General features: G+C 60.3%; 10 protein-coding genes and 2 pseudogenes. 5 read left to right on the forward strand and 7 right to left on the reverse strand.

The features are described 5' to 3' along the window. Positions 1–44: 44 nt before the first annotated feature. Together REH34_RS07515 and REH34_RS07520 are read right to left on the reverse strand one after the other, a co-directional pair. Positions 45–614: a hypothetical protein gene (locus REH34_RS07515; RefSeq protein ID WP_311971267.1), complete on the reverse strand. Its 570-nt coding sequence runs from the start codon at positions 612–614 to the stop codon at positions 45–47. A gap of 90 nt (positions 615–704) precedes the next feature. Next, positions 705–1127 (reverse strand): hypothetical protein, encoded by a 423-nt coding sequence (locus REH34_RS07520; RefSeq protein ID WP_311971268.1) that lies wholly within the window; start codon positions 1125–1127, stop codon positions 705–707. A gap of 352 nt (positions 1128–1479) precedes the next feature. On the opposite strand from REH34_RS07520, the pseudogene REH34_RS07525 reads away from it, so the two are divergent. From REH34_RS07525 to REH34_RS07535, 3 genes and pseudogenes are all read left to right on the forward strand, one after another. Further along, positions 1480–3852 (forward strand): annotated as a pseudogene (locus REH34_RS07525) (TOTE conflict system archaeo-eukaryotic primase domain-containing protein). 295 nt (positions 3853–4147) lie between these two features. After that, a pseudogene (locus REH34_RS07530) lies at positions 4148–5080 on the forward strand (type VI immunity family protein); the annotation flags it as partial. A gap of 119 nt (positions 5081–5199) precedes the next feature. Further along, positions 5200–5964, forward strand: a complete 765-nt coding sequence (locus tag REH34_RS07535) for a hypothetical protein (protein ID WP_311971269.1) — start codon at positions 5200–5202, stop codon at positions 5962–5964. 182 nt (positions 5965–6146) lie between these two features. Here REH34_RS07535 and REH34_RS07540 read toward each other — a convergent pair whose 3' ends face one another. Together REH34_RS07540 and REH34_RS07545 are read right to left on the reverse strand one after the other, a co-directional pair. Next, a complete protein-coding gene (locus tag REH34_RS07540) occupies positions 6147–9641 on the reverse strand; it encodes an AAA domain-containing protein (protein WP_311971270.1) in 3495 nt (1164 codons plus the stop codon). A 164-nt stretch (positions 9642–9805) separates the two neighbouring features. Beyond that, positions 9806–11986: a TonB-dependent siderophore receptor gene (locus tag REH34_RS07545; RefSeq protein WP_311971271.1), complete on the reverse strand. Its 2181-nt coding sequence runs from the start codon at positions 11984–11986 to the stop codon at positions 9806–9808. 200 nt (positions 11987–12186) lie between these two features. Here REH34_RS07545 and REH34_RS07550 point away from each other — a divergent pair, with 200 nt between their 5' ends. Then, complete coding sequence (locus REH34_RS07550; protein ID WP_226505168.1) at positions 12187–12606, forward strand: GFA family protein; 420 nt, start codon at positions 12187–12189, stop codon at positions 12604–12606. Positions 12607–12613: 7 nt separating this feature from the next. Here REH34_RS07550 and REH34_RS07555 read toward each other — a convergent pair whose 3' ends face one another. From REH34_RS07555 to REH34_RS07565, 3 genes are read right to left on the reverse strand one after another with little or no spacing between them, the layout of a single operon-like run. Continuing rightward, positions 12614–12997: a DUF1850 domain-containing protein gene (locus tag REH34_RS07555; RefSeq protein WP_226505335.1), complete on the reverse strand. Its 384-nt coding sequence runs from the start codon at positions 12995–12997 to the stop codon at positions 12614–12616. Beyond that, positions 12994–15021 (reverse strand): TRAP transporter permease, encoded by a 2028-nt coding sequence (locus REH34_RS07560; RefSeq protein WP_311971272.1) that lies wholly within the window; start codon positions 15019–15021, stop codon positions 12994–12996. Before REH34_RS07560 ends, REH34_RS07555 begins: the two co-directional genes overlap by 4 nt. A 2-nt stretch (positions 15022–15023) precedes the next feature. After that, the gene (locus REH34_RS07565; protein ID WP_311971273.1) at positions 15024–15971 is read right to left on the reverse strand and encodes a TAXI family TRAP transporter solute-binding subunit; all 948 of its coding nucleotides are present in this window, start codon (positions 15969–15971) and stop codon (positions 15024–15026) included. 393 nt (positions 15972–16364) lie between these two features. Between REH34_RS07565 and REH34_RS07570 the strand changes: the two genes are divergently transcribed. Then, positions 16365–17996 carry a methyl-accepting chemotaxis protein gene (locus REH34_RS07570; protein WP_311971274.1) on the forward strand — a complete coding sequence of 544 codons (1632 nt, stop codon included), beginning with the start codon at positions 16365–16367 and terminating at the stop codon, positions 17994–17996. Positions 17997–18007 lie beyond the last annotated feature (11 nt).

The raw sequence follows: 18007 nt of genomic DNA on the forward strand, positions 1-18007 counted from the left end.
GAAAAAGCCTTGGGGCTGCTAGCAAGACGGTAAGCACCTGGGCTTCACGCAGGCGTCATGGGTGTCAGCAATTGCGCTTCGATTTGAAACGCATCCTCCACCGAGAGGCCGTTCATGATGTTTTCGATAATGGTTTCGCGCAGGGCGCGAATACCGCTCGGATAAATATTGGCCGGGTCGTGGTAGTGGGCGGCCATCAGCTGTTTCGCCTGCTCACGGGCTACGCGCCGAAGGGGCGTGACCGCTTTTTCGCTGTGCTGGCCGTACAAGTCAAAGGCCTGATCGACGGTAGACCAGTCGAAAGCAAAGCAGCGTTGTTGTTCAGCCGCGCAATCGTGTTGCCACATGGCACTGCCGGGGTACTGATCCCCAGCGCTGACGATGATCAGGGTCAAACGCGGCAGGTCGAGCTCCGCCACGAAATCGTAGATCACCCAGAGAATTCGACCCATTCGCACCGGAATCAGGTTGGCCACCCGCTGATCATCCGGGTAACGGGTTTGGGCATGCTCGATCAGTTGGCCATAGGTCATGATCTGTCGGGCGGTGACTAGTTCAATCAGCAGCGGGTACAGCAGTCGGGCGAGTTGGACATCCAGCAATGTACGGGCCATGGTGTGTTCCTTGAAGGGTCTTGAGGGGGCAGCACGGGTTCGTCCTCGCGTGAGCGTGGGCCGGGGACACCGTGCCGTGAGCGACTGCGCTTATTCCAGTGCCAACTCAATGGTGACTTTACCATTGGAGGTTTCAAGCTTTACGATAGTGCACGTATTGAGGCCGATGCCCAACAGGGCCTCCAATCCCTCTTTGACGCAGGTTTGGACTGCCAGTGGGGTCACGGCGCGCAAGGCATCGGCGGCGTTACCAGCGGGTAGGACTACAGCCCCCACCGGGGCCGTGATGAGGGTCTGGGCAAAGTCCACCAAAGCTTGGACCCGCGAGGCCTGGCCCGAGTTGTTTTCGCGCCAGCGGCGCACACCCTGCTCGGTGACTTTGGCCTTCTCACCGATTTTTTTGTAGGATAGGTGGGTATGATTTTTGATACTCTCGACCAAGGCCTCGGTGCCGTGGATCAGATCACCCTCGGTGGTGAGTTGGCTCAGTGCGGCGTGGATAGCGTCGACCATGGCATTGCCCTGTTGGGTAAACTATTGATATGGTCTGTACGCTACGTGAGTAGCTGACGACTGTCAACACCTGGATATCAACACTTTGACCTACAGAGGCGTAGTACTCAGCCTCCGACGCGTAAGGTAAGGCTGCGCTGACGCGAGATCCGCAGGTAGCTGAGCACCTTCCCAGGTGGGCCGGCATGCGCGGGGCAGACGAAGTCGAACGTGCTGCGCATAACACGGTATCGATTAAACGCCGGACGACTCGCGGCGTGGCGCGGCCACCGGCCCTACGGTTTGATCCCGCCCCCCCGCCGACTGATAGCCTAACCCCACAGGCCATTCCCCAACACCGAGGCTCGATGCGGTGACCGACTCCCAGCTGCTGGCGACACTCCAGGCGGAGAACGCGCGCTTAATTGCCTTACTCGATGCGCACGGCATCGACTGGCAACCGCCTGTCGAACCTGCCCGTATTCCCATGGCGCACGTTGATACGTCATCCGCCCTGGACACCCGTAGCAAGCTCGCCCTCTTTCGTAGCTTTTTCAGAGGGCGTACCGACATCTACCCGCTGCGCTGGGAAGGCAAAAGCGGCAAGTCCGGCTATGCACCTGCCTGCGCGAACGAGTGGCGTCCGGAGATCTGCGAGAAACCACGGATCAAATGCGGCGACTGCCACCAGCGCCAACTGCTGGAGGTGACCGACGACGTCATCTTTCGCCATCAGGCAGGCGCGGCAGTGGTCGGTGTCTATCCGTTGCTCAAGGATGATACTTGCTACTTTCTGGCCGCCGATTTCGACGAGGCCGAATGGCGCGATGACGCCCGCGCATTCGTGGAGTCCTGCAAGGCCCTCGGTGTGCCCGTCGCCTTGGAGGTCTCACGCTCAGGCAACGGCGCGCATGCATAGATCTTCTTCGAGGACAAGGTACTGGCCAGCGATGCAACCCGTCTCGGGGCCGCCATCATCAGTCATGCCTGTGAACGCACGCGGCAATTATCGCTCAGTTCCTACGACAGGTTGTTTCCGAACCAGGACACCCTGCCCAAAGGCGGTTTCGGCAACTTGATCGCGTTACCGCTGCAAAAACGCTCCAGGGCACAGCATCACAGCGTCTTTGTCGATGACGCTATGGTGCCCTATGCCGATCAGTGGGAGTTCCTCGCCACACTCCAACGCATGAACCCCGAGCGCATCCACCCCGTCATTACTCAGGCCACGGGCAACCGCGACCCGGTCGCCGTTGCCTACGTCGATGAAGACGAAGGTGCCCAGCCATGGAAAGTCCCCTCGCCTCGACCACAGAAGCCCAACGGCCCGATGCCTGCCAAACTCAGCATCACCCGGCGAACCTGATCTACTTTGAAAAGGCCCAGCTGCCTCAACCCTTGGTCAACCAGTTGATCCGCCTCGCGGCGTTTCAGAATCCCGAGTTTTATAAAGCGCAGGCCCTACGCCTGTCAGTGTAGAACAAACCCAGAGTCATTGGCTGCGCGCAGAATTTTCCCCAACATATCGCCTTGCCACGTGGTTGCTGGGACGCCGTGCAGGCGCTGCTGGCGGAGTATAAGATCTCGCCACTGGTGGAAGACGAGCGTTTCGCGGGCCATCCGTTGGATGTCAGTTTCCTCGGCACTATGCGTCCTGACCAGGAAACGGCCGTTACCGCCATGCAAGCACATGACACCGGTATCCTCTTCGCGCCAACGGCCTTCGGTAAAACCGTGAGTGCCGCAGCGCTCATTACCAGGCGGCGTGTGAATACCTTGGTGCTTGTGCACAGGACCGAGCTGCTCCGGCAGTGGCAAGAACGCTTGCAGGCGTTCCTCGGCGTCGGCAAAGAAGTCGTCGGCACCTTGGGCGGCGGCAAGCCCAAGCTCACCGGCCAGATCGATATAGCTGTCATGCAATCGCTGTCGCGCAAAGGCGAGATCAGTGACCTTGTGAAAAATTACGACCAGATCATCATTGACGAATGCCATCACCTCTCGGCGGTGTCTTTCGAGGCCCTGTTGCGCAGTTCGCCCGCGCGTTACGTGCTCGGGCTGACGGCGACCCCGATCCGCCGCGATGGGCAGCAGCCCATCATTTTCATGCAGTGCGGACCTATCCGCCATACCGCCGCGCGCATAGCCAGCGCCCCTCATTATTTGTCCGTGAGCCCTCGCATACTGTCCGGCCCCGTCATCGTCCCTGAAGGCTCGGGCATTCAGGAAGTATTCAGACGTTTGGCCGAAGCCCCCCCAGCGCACGGCAACCATCGTCTCTGCCGTGGTAAAGGCTTATCAGCAAGGAAGAAAAATCCTAGTACTGACTCAGCGCACCGAGCACGTCGAGGTGATAGACGTCGCGCTCCGTGAGCACGTCGCCAATCTTTATACGCTCCACGGCCGCATACCCAAGAAACAGCGGGCGTTGCTGATCAGTAAATTGGAGTCTTTGGCCGAAGATGCACCTCGGGTCCTCCTGGCCACCGGGACACTCATAGGCGAAGGTTTTGACCATCCGGCATTGGATACCCTGGTGCTGGCCATGCCCATTTAATGGCGCGGTATCCTCCAGCAGTACGCCGGACGTTTGCACCGCGTGCACACCGCCAAGTCCGACGTGCAGATTATAGACTTCGTGGATGAGGGTAACGTCGCCCTGCTGAGGATGTGGGAGAAACGCAAGGCGGGTTACAAGGCAATGGGCTACCGACTGATAAACTCTTCCACCACGCTGTCGCTGCTGTAGTCCAGCTGCGTGAAAGCACAGAACCAACACCTGCCTAGTTGAGGGTTGACCATGAGTACGAGTTTATAGTCGCGCACCTAGGATATCATTCGAACTAAGATTCGACGTGCTGAGAGGACAGTCGTCATGTTAGAAAAGTACGATCGAGCCAAACTGCTAAACGACGTTTGGATCGAAGCGGTGACGATTGTTGCACCGCGCTACCAGCTGTCTGACGCTGGCCTAAAGAAACTCTGCAAGCGGCTACAGATCCCCACCCCACCTCGTGGCTACTGGGCGCGACTGAAGGCTGGTGCTGGTACGTGAGGCTTTGTGCAAATGCTTTGATGATTTCAGGGCACTAGCCGAACCTGATCTGACTTGGCTATTACGGGAAGAACCGCCGGAAGGTAAGCCCATAGTTTCGTATGCTGAGGCACCCAGCTTGCGCGAGTTGATGCTGCCCATGAAGGAAAACGATTTATTGAGCTTCTATTTCACTAGCGGGAAACAATCCAAAGATGCCAGCCCGTGGCTGTTTAATATTATGGGTAAACGCGGATGGCAGGCAAAAATGGGTCGGAACTTGAGTGTCTTGGAATTCTCGGTACCTATCCTGTTTCACGAAAAAAACCCTTTGAGTTTTTTGAAGCTATTCTATGGATTCGCTCGCCAGCTGAATCCAGAGCAGGGATACGCCGGCCATGCTTTCAACCTGTCCGCTACAGAAGAAGATAACAACCAGCCTACTGAAGCGTTCATGGCGGCACAGATGCCTGGGTTAGATGCTGGAGTCGCGTACCTGTTAGCAAACCGGGCGACCTTCCGATACCCTAAGATCAAAACAATCAGCTGGCTCACACTCCTGGACAATGAACGCCTGGAGCTGGTCGGAGGGCCGGATGCAATACGCGCTCAACTACCCCCAAGCCATTTTGCATTTTACGCCTACGGCGAAGGCCTGATCATTCAATCTGGTGCCTACCCCTATGTCGCCGGGGACGCTGAAGACCCGAAACCCGCTGCGTATGTATTGACCAATCACGCGCTCAAATCGATTCGATACGACACAGTCGGGTCGCTGCATGGCAATACCCATACAGGCGAATTGAGACTGGTGGGGTGGTCAGCAGACCAATGGCTCAAACGTCTCGACGTGGATGACAGCGACATAACTGCCTGGCGTGCGAAGCTGCTCAAAAACGAACCACCGCTGGATATCAGCAATACGTTGCCTGAGCGTTCATGAATGTGATCCTGGTATCTCGCTCTGCATGAAAGCTTTACCTATCATACCCATCGGATAGGGTTGTGCTGGCGCTACGTCTCACCGAAAATCGCCCGCTCCCCCTTCAGGACCACACTCGCATGGAAGCTGCGCCAGAAACACCCTCGCCCACTAAACAAACGTCCCTGTTTTCACTCGCTCGAATCGCCTTGATCCTGGTTCCGGTGATGAGCTTTCTCGGCTACTACGCGCCGTACGTCGTTGGCCTGGCTTATCACCAGCACCTGTTGAGTCTGTATGACGTACCACCGGGGTTGTTTGAAAGCGAACCACGGCAGCTGTTTATTTATGCCTACCAGGCGGTATTGGAAGTCGCCGCGAACTGGAAAACGTTCATCACCCATTCGTACATCATGCCGCTGGTATTTTTCTGCGTTTTTCTATTTTCTGCAGAAATAATTGGCCTGATATGGATGGGTCGATCATCCAAAATAGACGATGCCGTCAATCGCAGACTTAAATCAAAATGGGCGCAACTGCTCTTCGGCGTCACTGTGTTGAGCGCTGCTATAACAGGTATGGTAGCCAGTTTTCCCTTGGCCCTTTATCCCCTTATCGCTCTGCCGGCAAAGGTCGGAAACTTCGGCGCCGAGATTTCATTCGAGCGAGAGCACAAACTTTATGAAGGTGGATGCGGGGTCGAAAACGCAGATCATGTGTACTGCAAGGCAGTCATCGACAAGGACAAAATTCTGGGTGTCGGCTTCATGATTGTGACGTCTGATAATCGGGTGGCACTGTATCAACCCAAGCAAATGAAAATCCTCAAGCTGGGGGATGCAACGATTGAAGTGATGCGGCCCGAGGCGTTCAAGCGATATGAGGCGGCGTTGCCGACGCCTTGATGGTGGAGATGCTTGCACAGTTGGCGCGGCGATCTGATGCGGCTCGCGTGGCTGGGCTGGCCAATCGGGGGCATGCCCCCTCGCTAAATGGCTGGTCACTGTGTTTAGATCGCCTTCGCGGGCAGCGCCCGCACCCACAGAGGCTATCTCTGGTGTTTAAAAAGTGGCGCTCCAGCGTGGAGTCACCGACGCGTCATCACCCGCGCCGCCAAACTCGCCCGATGCGTCACCAACTCCCCTGTCACATCCGGCCCGCGATAGACCATCGATGTCTCGTGGTTCATCCACTTGTGCGACCGCGAAGCGCTCAGCCAATTGAACGACCCGATACACAGCAATTCGTCATCCGCCATGACGATCTTGCTGTGCACTTTATTCACCACCAACGCCTGCACATTCAGCGCCCGCAACGCCTCGATCGCCACTCTGAACTCGGCAACCTTGGCCGGATCGCCCTGCGGTTTGTCGCGGGATACATCGGTGTTGAAACCAAAATCCGTATACACCACCACCTGCACCCCCCGCGCCACGCTGGCGGCCATTTCGGCCATGGCGCCGCTCTTTTCCATCCAGTGCAATTTCACCCAAGGCGTGACGATCTGCACTTGCTGGCGAGCGGTTTGCAGGGTCGCGGCCAGGAAGCGGTCGTGCTCGTGGGCTTGGTGCAGGTGCTCAAGGCCGGTCCGTGCGGTGTGCAGGTCCTGGCGGGGTTGATAGTCGAAGGTCAACTCGCTCGCCGGATCGCGCAGCAAAAACTCCGCGAGCAACCCGCGGGGTTTGTTGGCCGGCACTTGGCCGAAGAGGTCCATGTCGCCAAACACCAGAAAGCTGTCCTTGGCGCGGGAAACGGCGACGTTGAGCATGCTGTCGCGGCGGTCGATAAAGCCGCCGTCGGCGTGTTTGGAGTACACCGCCGAAAAGATCACCACGGGTCGCTCGGCGCCCTGGAACGAGTGCACGGTGCCGACGGTGATTTCGCCTTCGCCCTTGCCGGTCTTCAGGCCCAGGGCGTCGCAGGCTTGGCTGATGGCTTGGGTTTGCGCGCCGAAGGGGGTGATGATGCCGAGGATTTCCCACAGTTTCAGCTTGCCGTCGTAGCGCGCCAGCAGGTCGGCGGCGTTGGCTTGAATCCAGGCGGCGATGGTGGCGGCTTCGAGCAGGTTGTGGCGGCTGCCGCCATTGCCCGGTTCGCAGCGGCCATCGACGTGCAGGTAGCCCAGCGGCGGCAAGCCTGGCTTGGGCTGGTCGGGGCGGCTGGGGATGAGTTTGCCCTTGTAGCAGAGGGCGTTGCAGTACTCGATGATCGTGTTGTAGCAGCGCCGGTGTTCATAGAGAAACATGCCGCGGGCCATGTCCGGGTCGTAGTGGTAGCGGCTGGCGCTCTGGGCGATGGCCATGACGCTGCCGTTGGCGGCGCTGCGGCCACTGGCGCGGAAGGCTTCGTAGGCATCGTCGATGTCGTGGTCGCGTGTCAGCACGTCGGCGCCGATCAGGTTGCCGATGTCCACGGCCTCGGGGATCGACCAGATGGGTTCGATCTGCAAGGTATCGCCGATCACCAGGGCTTGCTTGGCGAGGGCGAAAGCTGGTGCGGCGACTTCGGGGAGGACCTGGCCGGCTTCGTCGACGATCAACAGATCAATGAAGTTGAGGGCGTAGCCTTTGGCGTAGTCCTTGCCAGTGCAGGCCATTTCCTTGGGCAACATGAAGAAGGTCGCGACCACGCAGGGGGTCAGTTTCATCCAGCGGTGCCAGTTTTTGGCGAGCGCTTTGCGGCCATTCTTTTTGCGGCTGTCGAGGATCTCCTTGAGCGTGTCGCCCACCTCCAGCAGCCAGCGGCCTTCCCAGTAATGGGTGGTCAGCAAAAACACCTCGAAGCGCAGCGAGGTGTCGGCCCAGGCGTCGCAGTCGCTCAGCCGCACTGCCTCGGCGGGCGTGTTGGCTGGCCGCGGCAATGGCGCGAGGCTCCTGTCCCATTCGGCGGTGCGTTGCTGCTCGGTCTTGACCAATAACTGCGCGCGTTGCACTTGAGCATCGAGGTCTTGCACCGCCTGGGCGGCCTGAGCGACGGCGAGGTTGAGCAGCTGTTCGATGTCGCTGACGCTGCCGGCGTTTTGCACTGCCGGGGCATTCTGGTCGAGCTGCAGTTTGGCCAGGCGCAGGCGTTTGTTGGCCACCGGCGGCAGCCAGCCGAACAGGCTGTACAACAGCGGTTCGTGGGCGAGGTACTCTTTGAACTGCCTCTCGTGCGCTTGTGCCTGCGCCAGCTGAGCGGACAACTCGACGTGGCGGGCTTGCAACTGCGCCAGCGCGGTGTAGGGCGTTTCACCCAACAGATCGATCAAGTCCTGACGCGCGCGCTCAAGCGACGCCCAGGTCTGCTCGATGCTGAGCAGTTGCTGCTGTTTGTGACGGATCGCGCCCTGGAGTTTGTCGACGATGCTGGCCACGCTGCCCGCATCGGGGAAGGCGATAACCCCCGCGGCGATATAGGCCTCTTGAGCCTGAGCCAGATACTGCTCGGTCTCACGTTGCTCGAAGAAGCTTTTGGTCTGATAGCTGCGCGCCATCTCGGCTTCTTTGCTGAAGCTGGGGAAGTACGCGCCGAAGCTGTCGATGTCCGGCAGCCAGCGTCCGGCGAACGGGCCGCTGCCGGTGGCGAAGTCTTTGCCGAAGGCCTTGATGATGTTGGTGACGGCCTGGTTGTTGGTCGAACTGGCGACGATCACCGGGGGCTCGCCGCCGGCCAGCGCGGCACGGGCCCACAGGGAGGCGACGACCGACAGTAGCAAGGTGGTTTTGCCGGTGCCGGGCGGCCCGTTGACCGCTAGCATGTCGCCGTCGCGACCGGCCAGCAGATGGCCCAGCGCATCCCGTTGGGCGGGGGCCAACGCATAGCGATCTCCAGCATGGGCGAGCCGCGCGGCGAACTGGCTGTTGGCGGCCAGGCAAGGCTCATCGCGGCTCGCCTCACGCTGGGCGAAACGCTCGAACAGCGCGACGTCGGGCTTGTTGGTGCGCAGATGATCGTAGAGCGGCAGGATGTGCTGGGTGAAGCCGGTGGGATTGCTTTCCTTGAACAGGTAAGCGTGGTCGGCGACCTGAAAGCCGTCTTCAGCGAATTGCCAATCACAGCCGACGTGCTGAAACATTTTTGCGCAAAATTGCAGGTAGGCGTTCCATTGCTTGGCGTGCTCGACAGCGCTAGTTGCCTCGCCCTCCCCGGCCGGTTCGAACACCGGGACTTCGTGGCGGGACAAAAACGCATCCAGCTCGATCTGTGCGCCCACCACCAATGCGCCGTTGGCCTGGGGCTCGAGGATGTCGCGGGGCACCAGCGTGTTGGCCGTCGGGTACAGCCGACCATCGCGGGTGACCAGCACCTGGCTGACCACCGGAGTGACGGCCGCCGCCGTGCCGGTGCGGGCCTTGCCGTGTTCGAGGCGCGGATTGTAGACCAGCGGGCGCAAGGTGACTTCGACGCTGGGCAGCTCGGCGAGCTCACCGGCAAACAACGCTTCAAGGATTTCAGTGTTCACGCAACCTTGCAGCAGCGCATCGACGGACAAGGGAGTGAGCGTGGCCACCTGGGCCGCTTGCAATGCGCCTTTGCCATTTTCGGCATCGGCCAGAGAGGTACGCCAGTAGTTCGCTAGTTTGAAAGAATATTGATTCATCATCCTGATTCAGTGCGGGCCGTGACTCACTGTGACGGTCGGTGGATAGGCAGTGGGGGCTGAGGGTAGCGTGTCTGCGCGAGGATCGCTAATGGGCCGGCGGGTTTTAGTAGACGGGTAATGGCACAGAGCGCGCTGTTAGCAGCGCGCTCCTCACACCACCTTTAAAAATCAATCGTGCCCGAGAATTTCACCAACCGCGGATCGCCTTGGGTCAGATACCCCCCGTTCGCCGACGCCCAATAATTCTTGTCAGTCAAATTCTCGACATTGACCCGCAGGGTCACATCCTTGTGCTCGACCTTGAGTGTGTAGCGCGCGCCCACATCGAAGCGATTCCAGGTCGGCAAGCTCAGCGTGTTGGCCTGGTCGGCATATTGCCCGCCCGTGCGCAGCATGCGGCCGTTCAACGCAACGCCGGTGAGACCGGGTACGTCCCAGTCCACCGAGGCGTTGAGCTGGAAGGTCGGCACTCCGACGGCATGATTGCCGTCGGCGGCGCCGCCTGCAGTGTTTTGCAGCTCGGACTGCATGCGGGTGCCGCCCGCCATCAGGCGCAAGCCCTTGAGCGGTTCGCCGAACATGCTCAGCTCAACGCCACGGTTGACCTGATCGCCGTCCCGCACATAGAGGGCGCGAGCGGTATCGACGTAGCCATCGGTGGGCTTCTCGAGACGGAATACCGCAAGGCTTGCGCCATAGGTCTGCATGTCGAGCTTGATGCCGGCTTCAGACTGTTTGGTGCGGCCGGGGGCGAAAGACTCGCCGATATTGCTCACAGTGCCCGAAGCAATCGGGCCAGGCGCCAGGCCTTCGATGTGGTTGGCATACAGCGAGACGTTGTCGGTGAGCTTGTAGACAATGCCGTACACCGGGGTGGTGATGCCCTTGTCGTACATGTCGGAGCGCGATCCGCCCTCCCCGGTGGTGCTCTCATAGGCATAGTTTTCGACCAGCAATTGCTGACGGCGCACGCCTGCGGTCAGCAATACCCTGTCATCGAAAAAGCCCAAGGTATCGGAGAACGCCACGCTGCGATTGCGCATCTTGTAGGTCACGCCTGGATCGCTCATGTCACCGGCGGCGAACGTCACGGTGCTCGGCTTGGCCAGCGCCGGGGTGTGGTAGATGTTGGTGGCGCCGGCCGGGACATAGAACTCGTAGGCGTTTTCCTTTTGGGTCCAGATGCTCGAGGCGCCGAGGCTGATCTGATGGCTGACGGGCCCGGTCTGAAGGGTGCCGTTGAGGCCGGTCATGACGGTGGTGCTGTCTTCCTTATGGGGGATCATCGAGCCGCCGATGGTGGCGGCACCCGTGCTGGCATTCGTCAGGACCGGGGTGCCGTACACACCGACTTCGTTTGTGTGCTTGGCGCCGCCGGCGAGGTAGGCGGTCCAGCTGTCGTTGAGGTCCCATTCACCACGCAGCATGCCGAAGGTGTCTTCGTTTTGCGCGTAGGCCCAGTCCTGGCCGTAGTTGTGGCTGGCGCTCGGCGCATGGGGAATGCTGGTCAGGCCCGCGCCCAGTTGTACGGTGTTGCGGGTGTCGTTGACGCGCTGCTTCTGGTAGCCGAAGTCGCCAGACAAGCGGAACGCATCGCCGCGGTAGTCCAGCCCGAGGGTGAACAGCTTGCTGCGTTGTTGCTGGTCATCGACGGCCGTTTCGCCTTCACGCTGAGACAGGTTGACCCGTGCACCGAAGCGGTTGTCTTCGCCAAAGCGCTGGCCAAGATCGAGGTGCTCGCCAACCCGGCCATCGGTGCTGATGTCCTGGGTATAACGGCGGATGGGCTGGTCGGTCGCGCGCTTGGGTACCAGGTTGACCGTACCGCCCAGGCCGCTGCCGCCCGGAGTGGCGCCATTGATGAAGGCATTGGGGCCTTTGAACACTTCTACACGTTCCAATGCATCGCTGGAAATGATCTGCCGGGGCAATACGCCGTACAGCCCGTTGTAGGAAATATCGTCACTGTTCAATGGCAAACCACGGATCACAAAGACTTGCGACTGGTTGGCGTAACCCAGGGATTGGCGCACGGACGGATCGTTGAGCAATACGTCGCCGATGTTTTCTGCCTGTTGATCCTCGATCAATTTGGAGGTGTAGCTGGTCAGCGAAAAGGGCACGTCCATGTTGTCTTTGGTGCCCAGGACACCCAATTGGCCACCGCGCGCAACCTGGCCGCCGGCGTAGGTTTCGGGCAGTTCATTGGCGCTGGGCTTGGTCGCCTCGGCATTGATCGCCGTGGCGCCGAGTTCGAGTGTGCCGTCAGCAGCATAGGCGCTGACGCTGATCGAGCAGCACAAGGCCAAGAGGGTAGGACGTGAGGGGAAACGAAGTGGCATGCAAAGAGGCTCCAGCAAGGGCTCAACAAGAATGAGGTGCCTTCCTGGCAATACGAATGTGTCTCAGAGGCAATCATGTTATCAGGCGTTATTGCAAACTGTTACCATTTATTTCATGATTTTTTGACATTCTTGTACTGCCGCATTCGCGAAAATCTTCTAGTGTGCAATGACGCCCCTGATGCCACTCGAGCCGAACCATGAACAAAGACCTCTCCCCCACCGAAGGCGCCTGCCACTGCGGCACGGTGCGTTTCAGCGTCAAGCTCACCAATGGCCTGCACACCGCGCGCCGCTGTAATTGCTCATTCTGCAGAATGCGCGGGGCCGTGGTGGTGAGTGCGCAGTTGGAAGACATCCATATCACCGCCGGGGCCGAGGCCCTGACGCTGTATGAATTCAACAGCAAAACGGCCAAGCATTACTTCTGTTGCAAATGCGGGATCTATACCCATCACCAACGCCGCTCCAATCCGCAGCAATACGGAGTGAATGTGGCGTGCCTGGGGATCAGCCCGTTCGATTTCGAAGAGCTACAGGTGCTGGATGGGGTGGCGCATCCGGCGGATGGCAAGAGTTCGGGGGTTTTCGGGATGTTGAGGTTTGAGCGGGAGGCCTGAGCAGGCCTCAACCCAGTTCGCACACCCATAGCTCGACGGCGGGTTGCGCTGCGGTAGGCGCCCCCAGCCAGTGAGCCATCGGCAGGCAGCCACCGGCCCGGCATAGCTGATAATCCCCCGCCTCGGGGGTGCGCCCCAGCCGCAGGATGTCCAAGGTTATGTCCGGCCGATAGTGCCACCGACCGTGCTCGAAACGTGCCTGCGCCGGGACCTCCATCCCCGCGCCGCTGCCCTCGACGCGCGCGTGTTCGAGGTACAGCTGGCGGTGCTGGACTCTGTAGTCCTCCTCCCAGCGCACCTTTTCCACGCTGTGTTGCCACGCCAGCGAAAAATCGCTGGCGGGCAATTGCGTCCAGATCACGCCGGCCAGGCCCAGGCACACACCGATCATGCCAAGGCGACCCTGCACTGACGGGCGCGCCACAGATGCTGGGCAATCAAACCGAGGGCCAGGGCAAAGCCGAGCGCATCACTCCAAGGCAGTGCCAGCACCAGGCACACCCCGGCCGCGAAGCCGAACAAGCGCTCCCAAAGCCTCAGCGGTTGCGCCAGAAAGCCTGTGAACACTGCGCCCCACAGCCCGATGGCCAAGGCGGCCTTGGCGAACACGTAAATGACCGCCAATGCGCCGCCGCCCTGCATCATCAACGCCGGTTCATACACCGCCATGAATGGCACAACGAAGCCGGCGACGGCGATGCGGATGGCCCACAGGCTGATCTTGAGCCCCGTTTCCCGCGCGATGGGCGCCGCGGCGAAACAAGCCAAGGCGACTGGCGGGGTGAGGTCGGCGAGGATGCCGAAGTAGAACACGAACATGTGCGACACCAGCAGCGGCACGCCCAGTTCGAGCAACGCCGGTGCGGCAATGGAACTGGTGATGATGTAGTTGGGAATGGTCGGGATGCCCATGCCCAGCACCAGACAGGTGAGCATGGTCAACAGCAGTGAGAGGAACAGGCTCTTCTCGCCGATGCCGAGTATGAACCCTGCGAACGACGACGCCACGCCGGTCAGCGAGATCACGCCGATGATCACCCCGACCAAGGCGCAGGCGATGCCCACCGGCACTGCATGACGCGCGCCTTCGACCAGCGCCTGCAAGCACAGCCGCAAGGTGGCACGCGAGCCTCGATGCCAGGCGCACAGCGCGATCAGTACCGCGATCACGGCGAATACCGCGCCGATGCCGACCTGAAAGAACCCGCTGCACAGCAGGCCAAGGGCGATCCAGAACGCACAACGCAGCTTGAATGCCGAGACCCGCAACGCCACCGCCGAGCCGAGTATCACGATGGCCGTCAACGCCAGCCCGACTGTGCCGGAAAACAATGGCGTGTGGCCCGAGAACAACAAATACACCAGCACGCCCAAGGGAATCAGCAAGTACCAGCGCTGGCGCACCGCCGCCCAAGGGCCAGGGCACTGCGCCTTGGGCAAGCCGCTCAGGCCGGCGCGGCGCGCTTCGAGGTGAACCATCCAGAACACCGACACGAAATACAGAACCGCCGGCAATAGCGCCGCCTTGGCCACTTCGATGAACGGCACGTTGAGGGTTTCGGCCATGATGAACGCCACCGCCCCCATCACCGGCGGCATCAATTGGCTACCCATGCTTGCCGTGGACTCGACCCCGCCCGCAAACCCGGCGCCGTAGCCAAAACGCTTCATCAAGGGGATGGTGAACTGCCCGGTGGTAACCACGTTGGCGACCCCGGAGCCGGTGATGGTGCCCATCAACGCCGAGGACACCACCGACACCTTGGCCGGCCCGCCGACCTTGTGGCCGAACAGGCCCATGGCGAAGTCGGTAAACAGCTTGATCATCCCGGCCTGCTCGAGAAAGGCGCCAAACAGAATGAACAGGAAGATATAGGTGGCCGACACATAGGTGGGCGTGCCATAGAAGCCTTCGGTGCCGAAGGCCAGTTGGTTGATTAACTGGTCTAGATCGTAACCGCGATGCGCCAGATCGCCCGGCAGGTACTGGCCTAACAACGCATAGGCGATGAACAGCGCGCAAATCATCGGCAGGGCCAGGCCCATCTGCCGCCGGGCAGCTTCGAATACCAGCACCACCAGCACCGCACCGATCCACAGGTCGGCGCCGGTGAGGTCGCCGGAACGCTGGATCAGGTCGGCTTCGAAAAACTGCTGGTAGGCGGCGGTCCCAATGGCGGCCAGCGCCAAAAGCCAACCCCAGGCACGGGCAGTGACGCTCTGGCCCGCCGCCGGTACGGCGAGGTAGACCATCACCAGCAGAAAGCCCACATGCAGCGCGCGCAGCACTTGGCTGGAGAAGGGATGGAACGCCGCCGTGACGATCTGGAAAGTTGAAAATGCGATAGCGATGATGAATAGCACGCGCGTCCAGGGCGGCGCTGTGATGGGGGCCTGCTGCTCGACTTCAGTCATGCTCACAGCGCTCCAACTTCTTCATAGTAACGCTTGGCGCCGGGGTGCAATTCGATCGGCAGGTGCTGGGCGGCATTCTTTACATCAATCGATTTGACGGCGGAATGGGCGTTGCCGAGGCGCGGCAGGTTCTCGAACATCAAGCGAGTCATTTGATAGGCCGTGTCGTCGGACACCCCGGTGTGGCTGACCAGAATGTTGTTGATGGCCACGGTCGGTACGTCGGCGTCCTGGCCGTCGTAGGTCCCGGCGGGAATGGGCATGGCCTGGTAGGCCGGATCGTCGATGGCAGCCACGACCTCGGCAGGTATCGGCACGAAGCGGATCGGCACGCTGGCCGCCAGGTCGCGGATCGCCGCCATGCCGAGGCCGGAAGATTGCAAGGTGGCATCGAGCTGGCGGTTCTTGATCAGCTCGACCGATTCGGCGTAGGCCAAAAACTGCACCTGCGCCATGTCGGCGTAGCTCATGCCCGCCGCCGCGAGGATAGCCCGAGCGTTGAGTTCGGTGCCGGATTTCGGCGCCCCGACCGAAATGCGCTTACCTTTGAGGTCCTCCAGGCGAGTGATGCCTGACTGCTGGCTGGCGACAATCTGGATGTAGTTGGGGTAGACATTGGCGATGGCGCGCAGCTTGTCCAATGGCTGCTTGAAGCCGGCTTCGGCAACGCCGCGGCGGGCATCGCCGACCGAATCGCTGAGGGCCAGGGCCAGCTCGCCGCGGCCGTTCTGCAGCAGGTTGAGGTTCTCGACCGAAGCCTTGGTGGCCTGCACCGTCACCTTCACGTCGGCGATGTTCTGCCCGTAGATCTGTGAGAGGCCGACCCCGATGGGGTAATAGACCCCGCTGGTGCCGCCCGTAAGGATGTTGATAAACGTCGGGCCGGCTTGCGCGCCCAGGCCGAAGGTGGACAGCGCCAGGGCAACTAGAAGGTGACAGAAGAGTTTCATCGGTTGCGCTCCATTGGATTTATTATGCCGAAGTGCATTCGATTGAATGCCACTCGTTAACGGAAGCGGAATCTATATCAGGAATGAACCTCAGGAAAAAGCACGGAAATATCTAGTAAAAACTAGGTTTTTCAGCAAAAATCAGATAGTTCTTATTTACATTTTCCAATTCTTGGCTGAACTAAAATAAAGTCAATCGAATAGATTGTTCGATACCCGGCGGGCTGGACCCACTTGAAAAGGTTCGAATAACCCATCAGATCATTTGCCCTGCCAAAAAGAATAATTCACCTGCGGTGGTCGAGTTTCATAGAGATATTCATCTGGATGACTAAAGGTGAAACGATTCATGTCGATACCTTGGGTTAATTACTTTCTTGACGGGCCACCCGCATGAATCTGAGAAACCTCAACATCGCTCCCCGTTCTTTGCTTTGCTTCGGCTTTTTCGCCGTGCTGATCACGGCGCTAGGGTTGTTCTCGCTGCAGCAGGCTGTAGGTCTGAAGGAGGCGCGCGAGACGTTGCAGAACAACGTGTTGCCAACCATTCAGGCCATCGCGGCGATCAAGAGCGACCTGCTGACCATCCGTCTGGGCAATACCAATCTGCGTACCGCGCAGGATGCTGACAGTATTGCTGCGGCGCAAAAGCGCATCACCCAAGGCCGTAGCGATCTGGAAGCCGATACCCAAAAGCTCAAGCCGCTGCTGATCACTGAGCGTGGCCAGGCGGCGTACAGCGATATGGAAAGCCATATGCGCGCTTACCTGGCGGTGCATTCGCGTTATCTGGATGCTGTGGCGCACAAGCGTGACGACTTGATCAGCAGCTTGACCGCGCCGTCTGGCGAGCAGACGCAGGCCGCCGATGCGCTGGCCAAGGACATCGCCAACATTACCCATCTGGCAGATCTCAAGTCGGCAGAATCCGACGCCCGCGCCGACGATACCTACACGCAAACGCGCAACGTGACCATCGCCGCGATTATCGTCGCCCTTGCCGCGACCCTGGGTTTGGCCGCGCTGTTCACCCGCAGCCTGGTGGCGCCGATCGCCAAGGCACTGGCAGTGGCCGAGCAGATCGCCGCTAACGATTTGAGCAAGCCGATCGATGTCGAGGGCCGTGACGAGCCGGGCCGCTTGTTGGTGGCGCTGTCGGTGATGCAGCAGAACCTGCGCCGCACTTTGGGCGAGCTGGGCGATTCATCGAACCAGTTGGCTTCGACCTCCGAAGAGATGACCGCCGTGACTGAGGATTCGCTGCGCGGCGTGCAGCGTCAGAACGACGAGATCAACCAGGCCGCGACCGCCATCAATCAGATGAGCGCTGCGGTGGAAGAAGTAGCGCGTAATGCGGCAGCGGCTTCGACGGCCGCGCGCGATTCCAGCCAGTCGGCAGAAAACGGCCGTCAGCGTGTAGGTGAAACCGTCAACGTGATCAACGAGCTGCATGCGGCAGTGGGCGCGACCGCGGTCGAGATCGATGGCCTGGCGGTGCAGGTGCAGGGCATCAGCGGCGTGCTGGATGTGATCCGCGGGATTGCCGAGCAGACCAACCTGTTGGCGCTCAACGCGGCGATCGAAGCGGCGCGCGCCGGTGAGGCCGGGCGCGGTTTTGCGGTGGTGGCGGATGAGGTGCGGGCCTTGGCGCATCGCACGCAGCAGTCGACGGCTGAAATCGAAAAGATGGTCGATTCGATCCAGGGCGGTGCCAGCAAGGCGGTCACGGCCATGGGCCATAGCAGCGAGCGCGCGCGGGCCAGCCTGGATGTGGCTGAAGCCGCCGGGCGGGCGTTGACCGAGATCACTCAGGCGATCGTGCAGATCAATGAGCGCAACGTGAGCATTGCGACGGCAACCGAGGAGCAGGCGCAGGTGGCGCGAGAGGTGGATCGCAATCTGACCAGTATTCGGGATCTGTCGATCCAGACATCGGCCGGGGCCAATCAGACGTCAGCGGCGAGTGGGGAGTTGTCGCAGTTGGCGGTGGCGCTGAATCAGGTGGTGTTGCGGTTCAAGGTGTAAGCCTGATGACT

This window comes from Pseudomonas baltica (assembly GCF_031880315.1).
Taxonomy (GTDB): domain Bacteria; phylum Pseudomonadota; class Gammaproteobacteria; order Pseudomonadales; family Pseudomonadaceae; genus Aquipseudomonas.

What these genes read in the sequence shown, in the direction of transcription:
- REH34_RS07560 (WP_311971272.1), bottom strand. Translation starts at nt 15,021, where the DNA reads ATGACTGAAGTCGAGCAGCAGGCCCCCATCACAGCGCCGCCCTGGACG.
- REH34_RS07550 (WP_226505168.1), top strand. Translation starts at nt 12,187, where the DNA reads ATGAACAAAGACCTCTCCCCCACCGAAGGCGCCTGCCACTGCGGCACG.
- REH34_RS07520 (WP_311971268.1), bottom strand. Translation starts at nt 1,127, where the DNA reads ATGGTCGACGCTATCCACGCCGCACTGAGCCAACTCACCACCGAGGGT.
- REH34_RS07540 (WP_311971270.1), bottom strand. Translation starts at nt 9,641, where the DNA reads ATGAATCAATATTCTTTCAAACTAGCGAACTACTGGCGTACCTCTCTG.
- REH34_RS07545 (WP_311971271.1), bottom strand. Translation starts at nt 11,986, where the DNA reads ATGCCACTTCGTTTCCCCTCACGTCCTACCCTCTTGGCCTTGTGCTGC.
- REH34_RS07565 (WP_311971273.1), bottom strand. Translation starts at nt 15,971, where the DNA reads ATGAAACTCTTCTGTCACCTTCTAGTTGCCCTGGCGCTGTCCACCTTC.
- REH34_RS07515 (WP_311971267.1), bottom strand. Translation starts at nt 614, where the DNA reads ATGGCCCGTACATTGCTGGATGTCCAACTCGCCCGACTGCTGTACCCG.
- REH34_RS07570 (WP_311971274.1), top strand. Translation starts at nt 16,365, where the DNA reads ATGAATCTGAGAAACCTCAACATCGCTCCCCGTTCTTTGCTTTGCTTC.
- REH34_RS07555 (WP_226505335.1), bottom strand. Translation starts at nt 12,997, where the DNA reads ATGATCGGTGTGTGCCTGGGCCTGGCCGGCGTGATCTGGACGCAATTG.
- REH34_RS07535 (WP_311971269.1), top strand. Translation starts at nt 5,200, where the DNA reads ATGGAAGCTGCGCCAGAAACACCCTCGCCCACTAAACAAACGTCCCTG.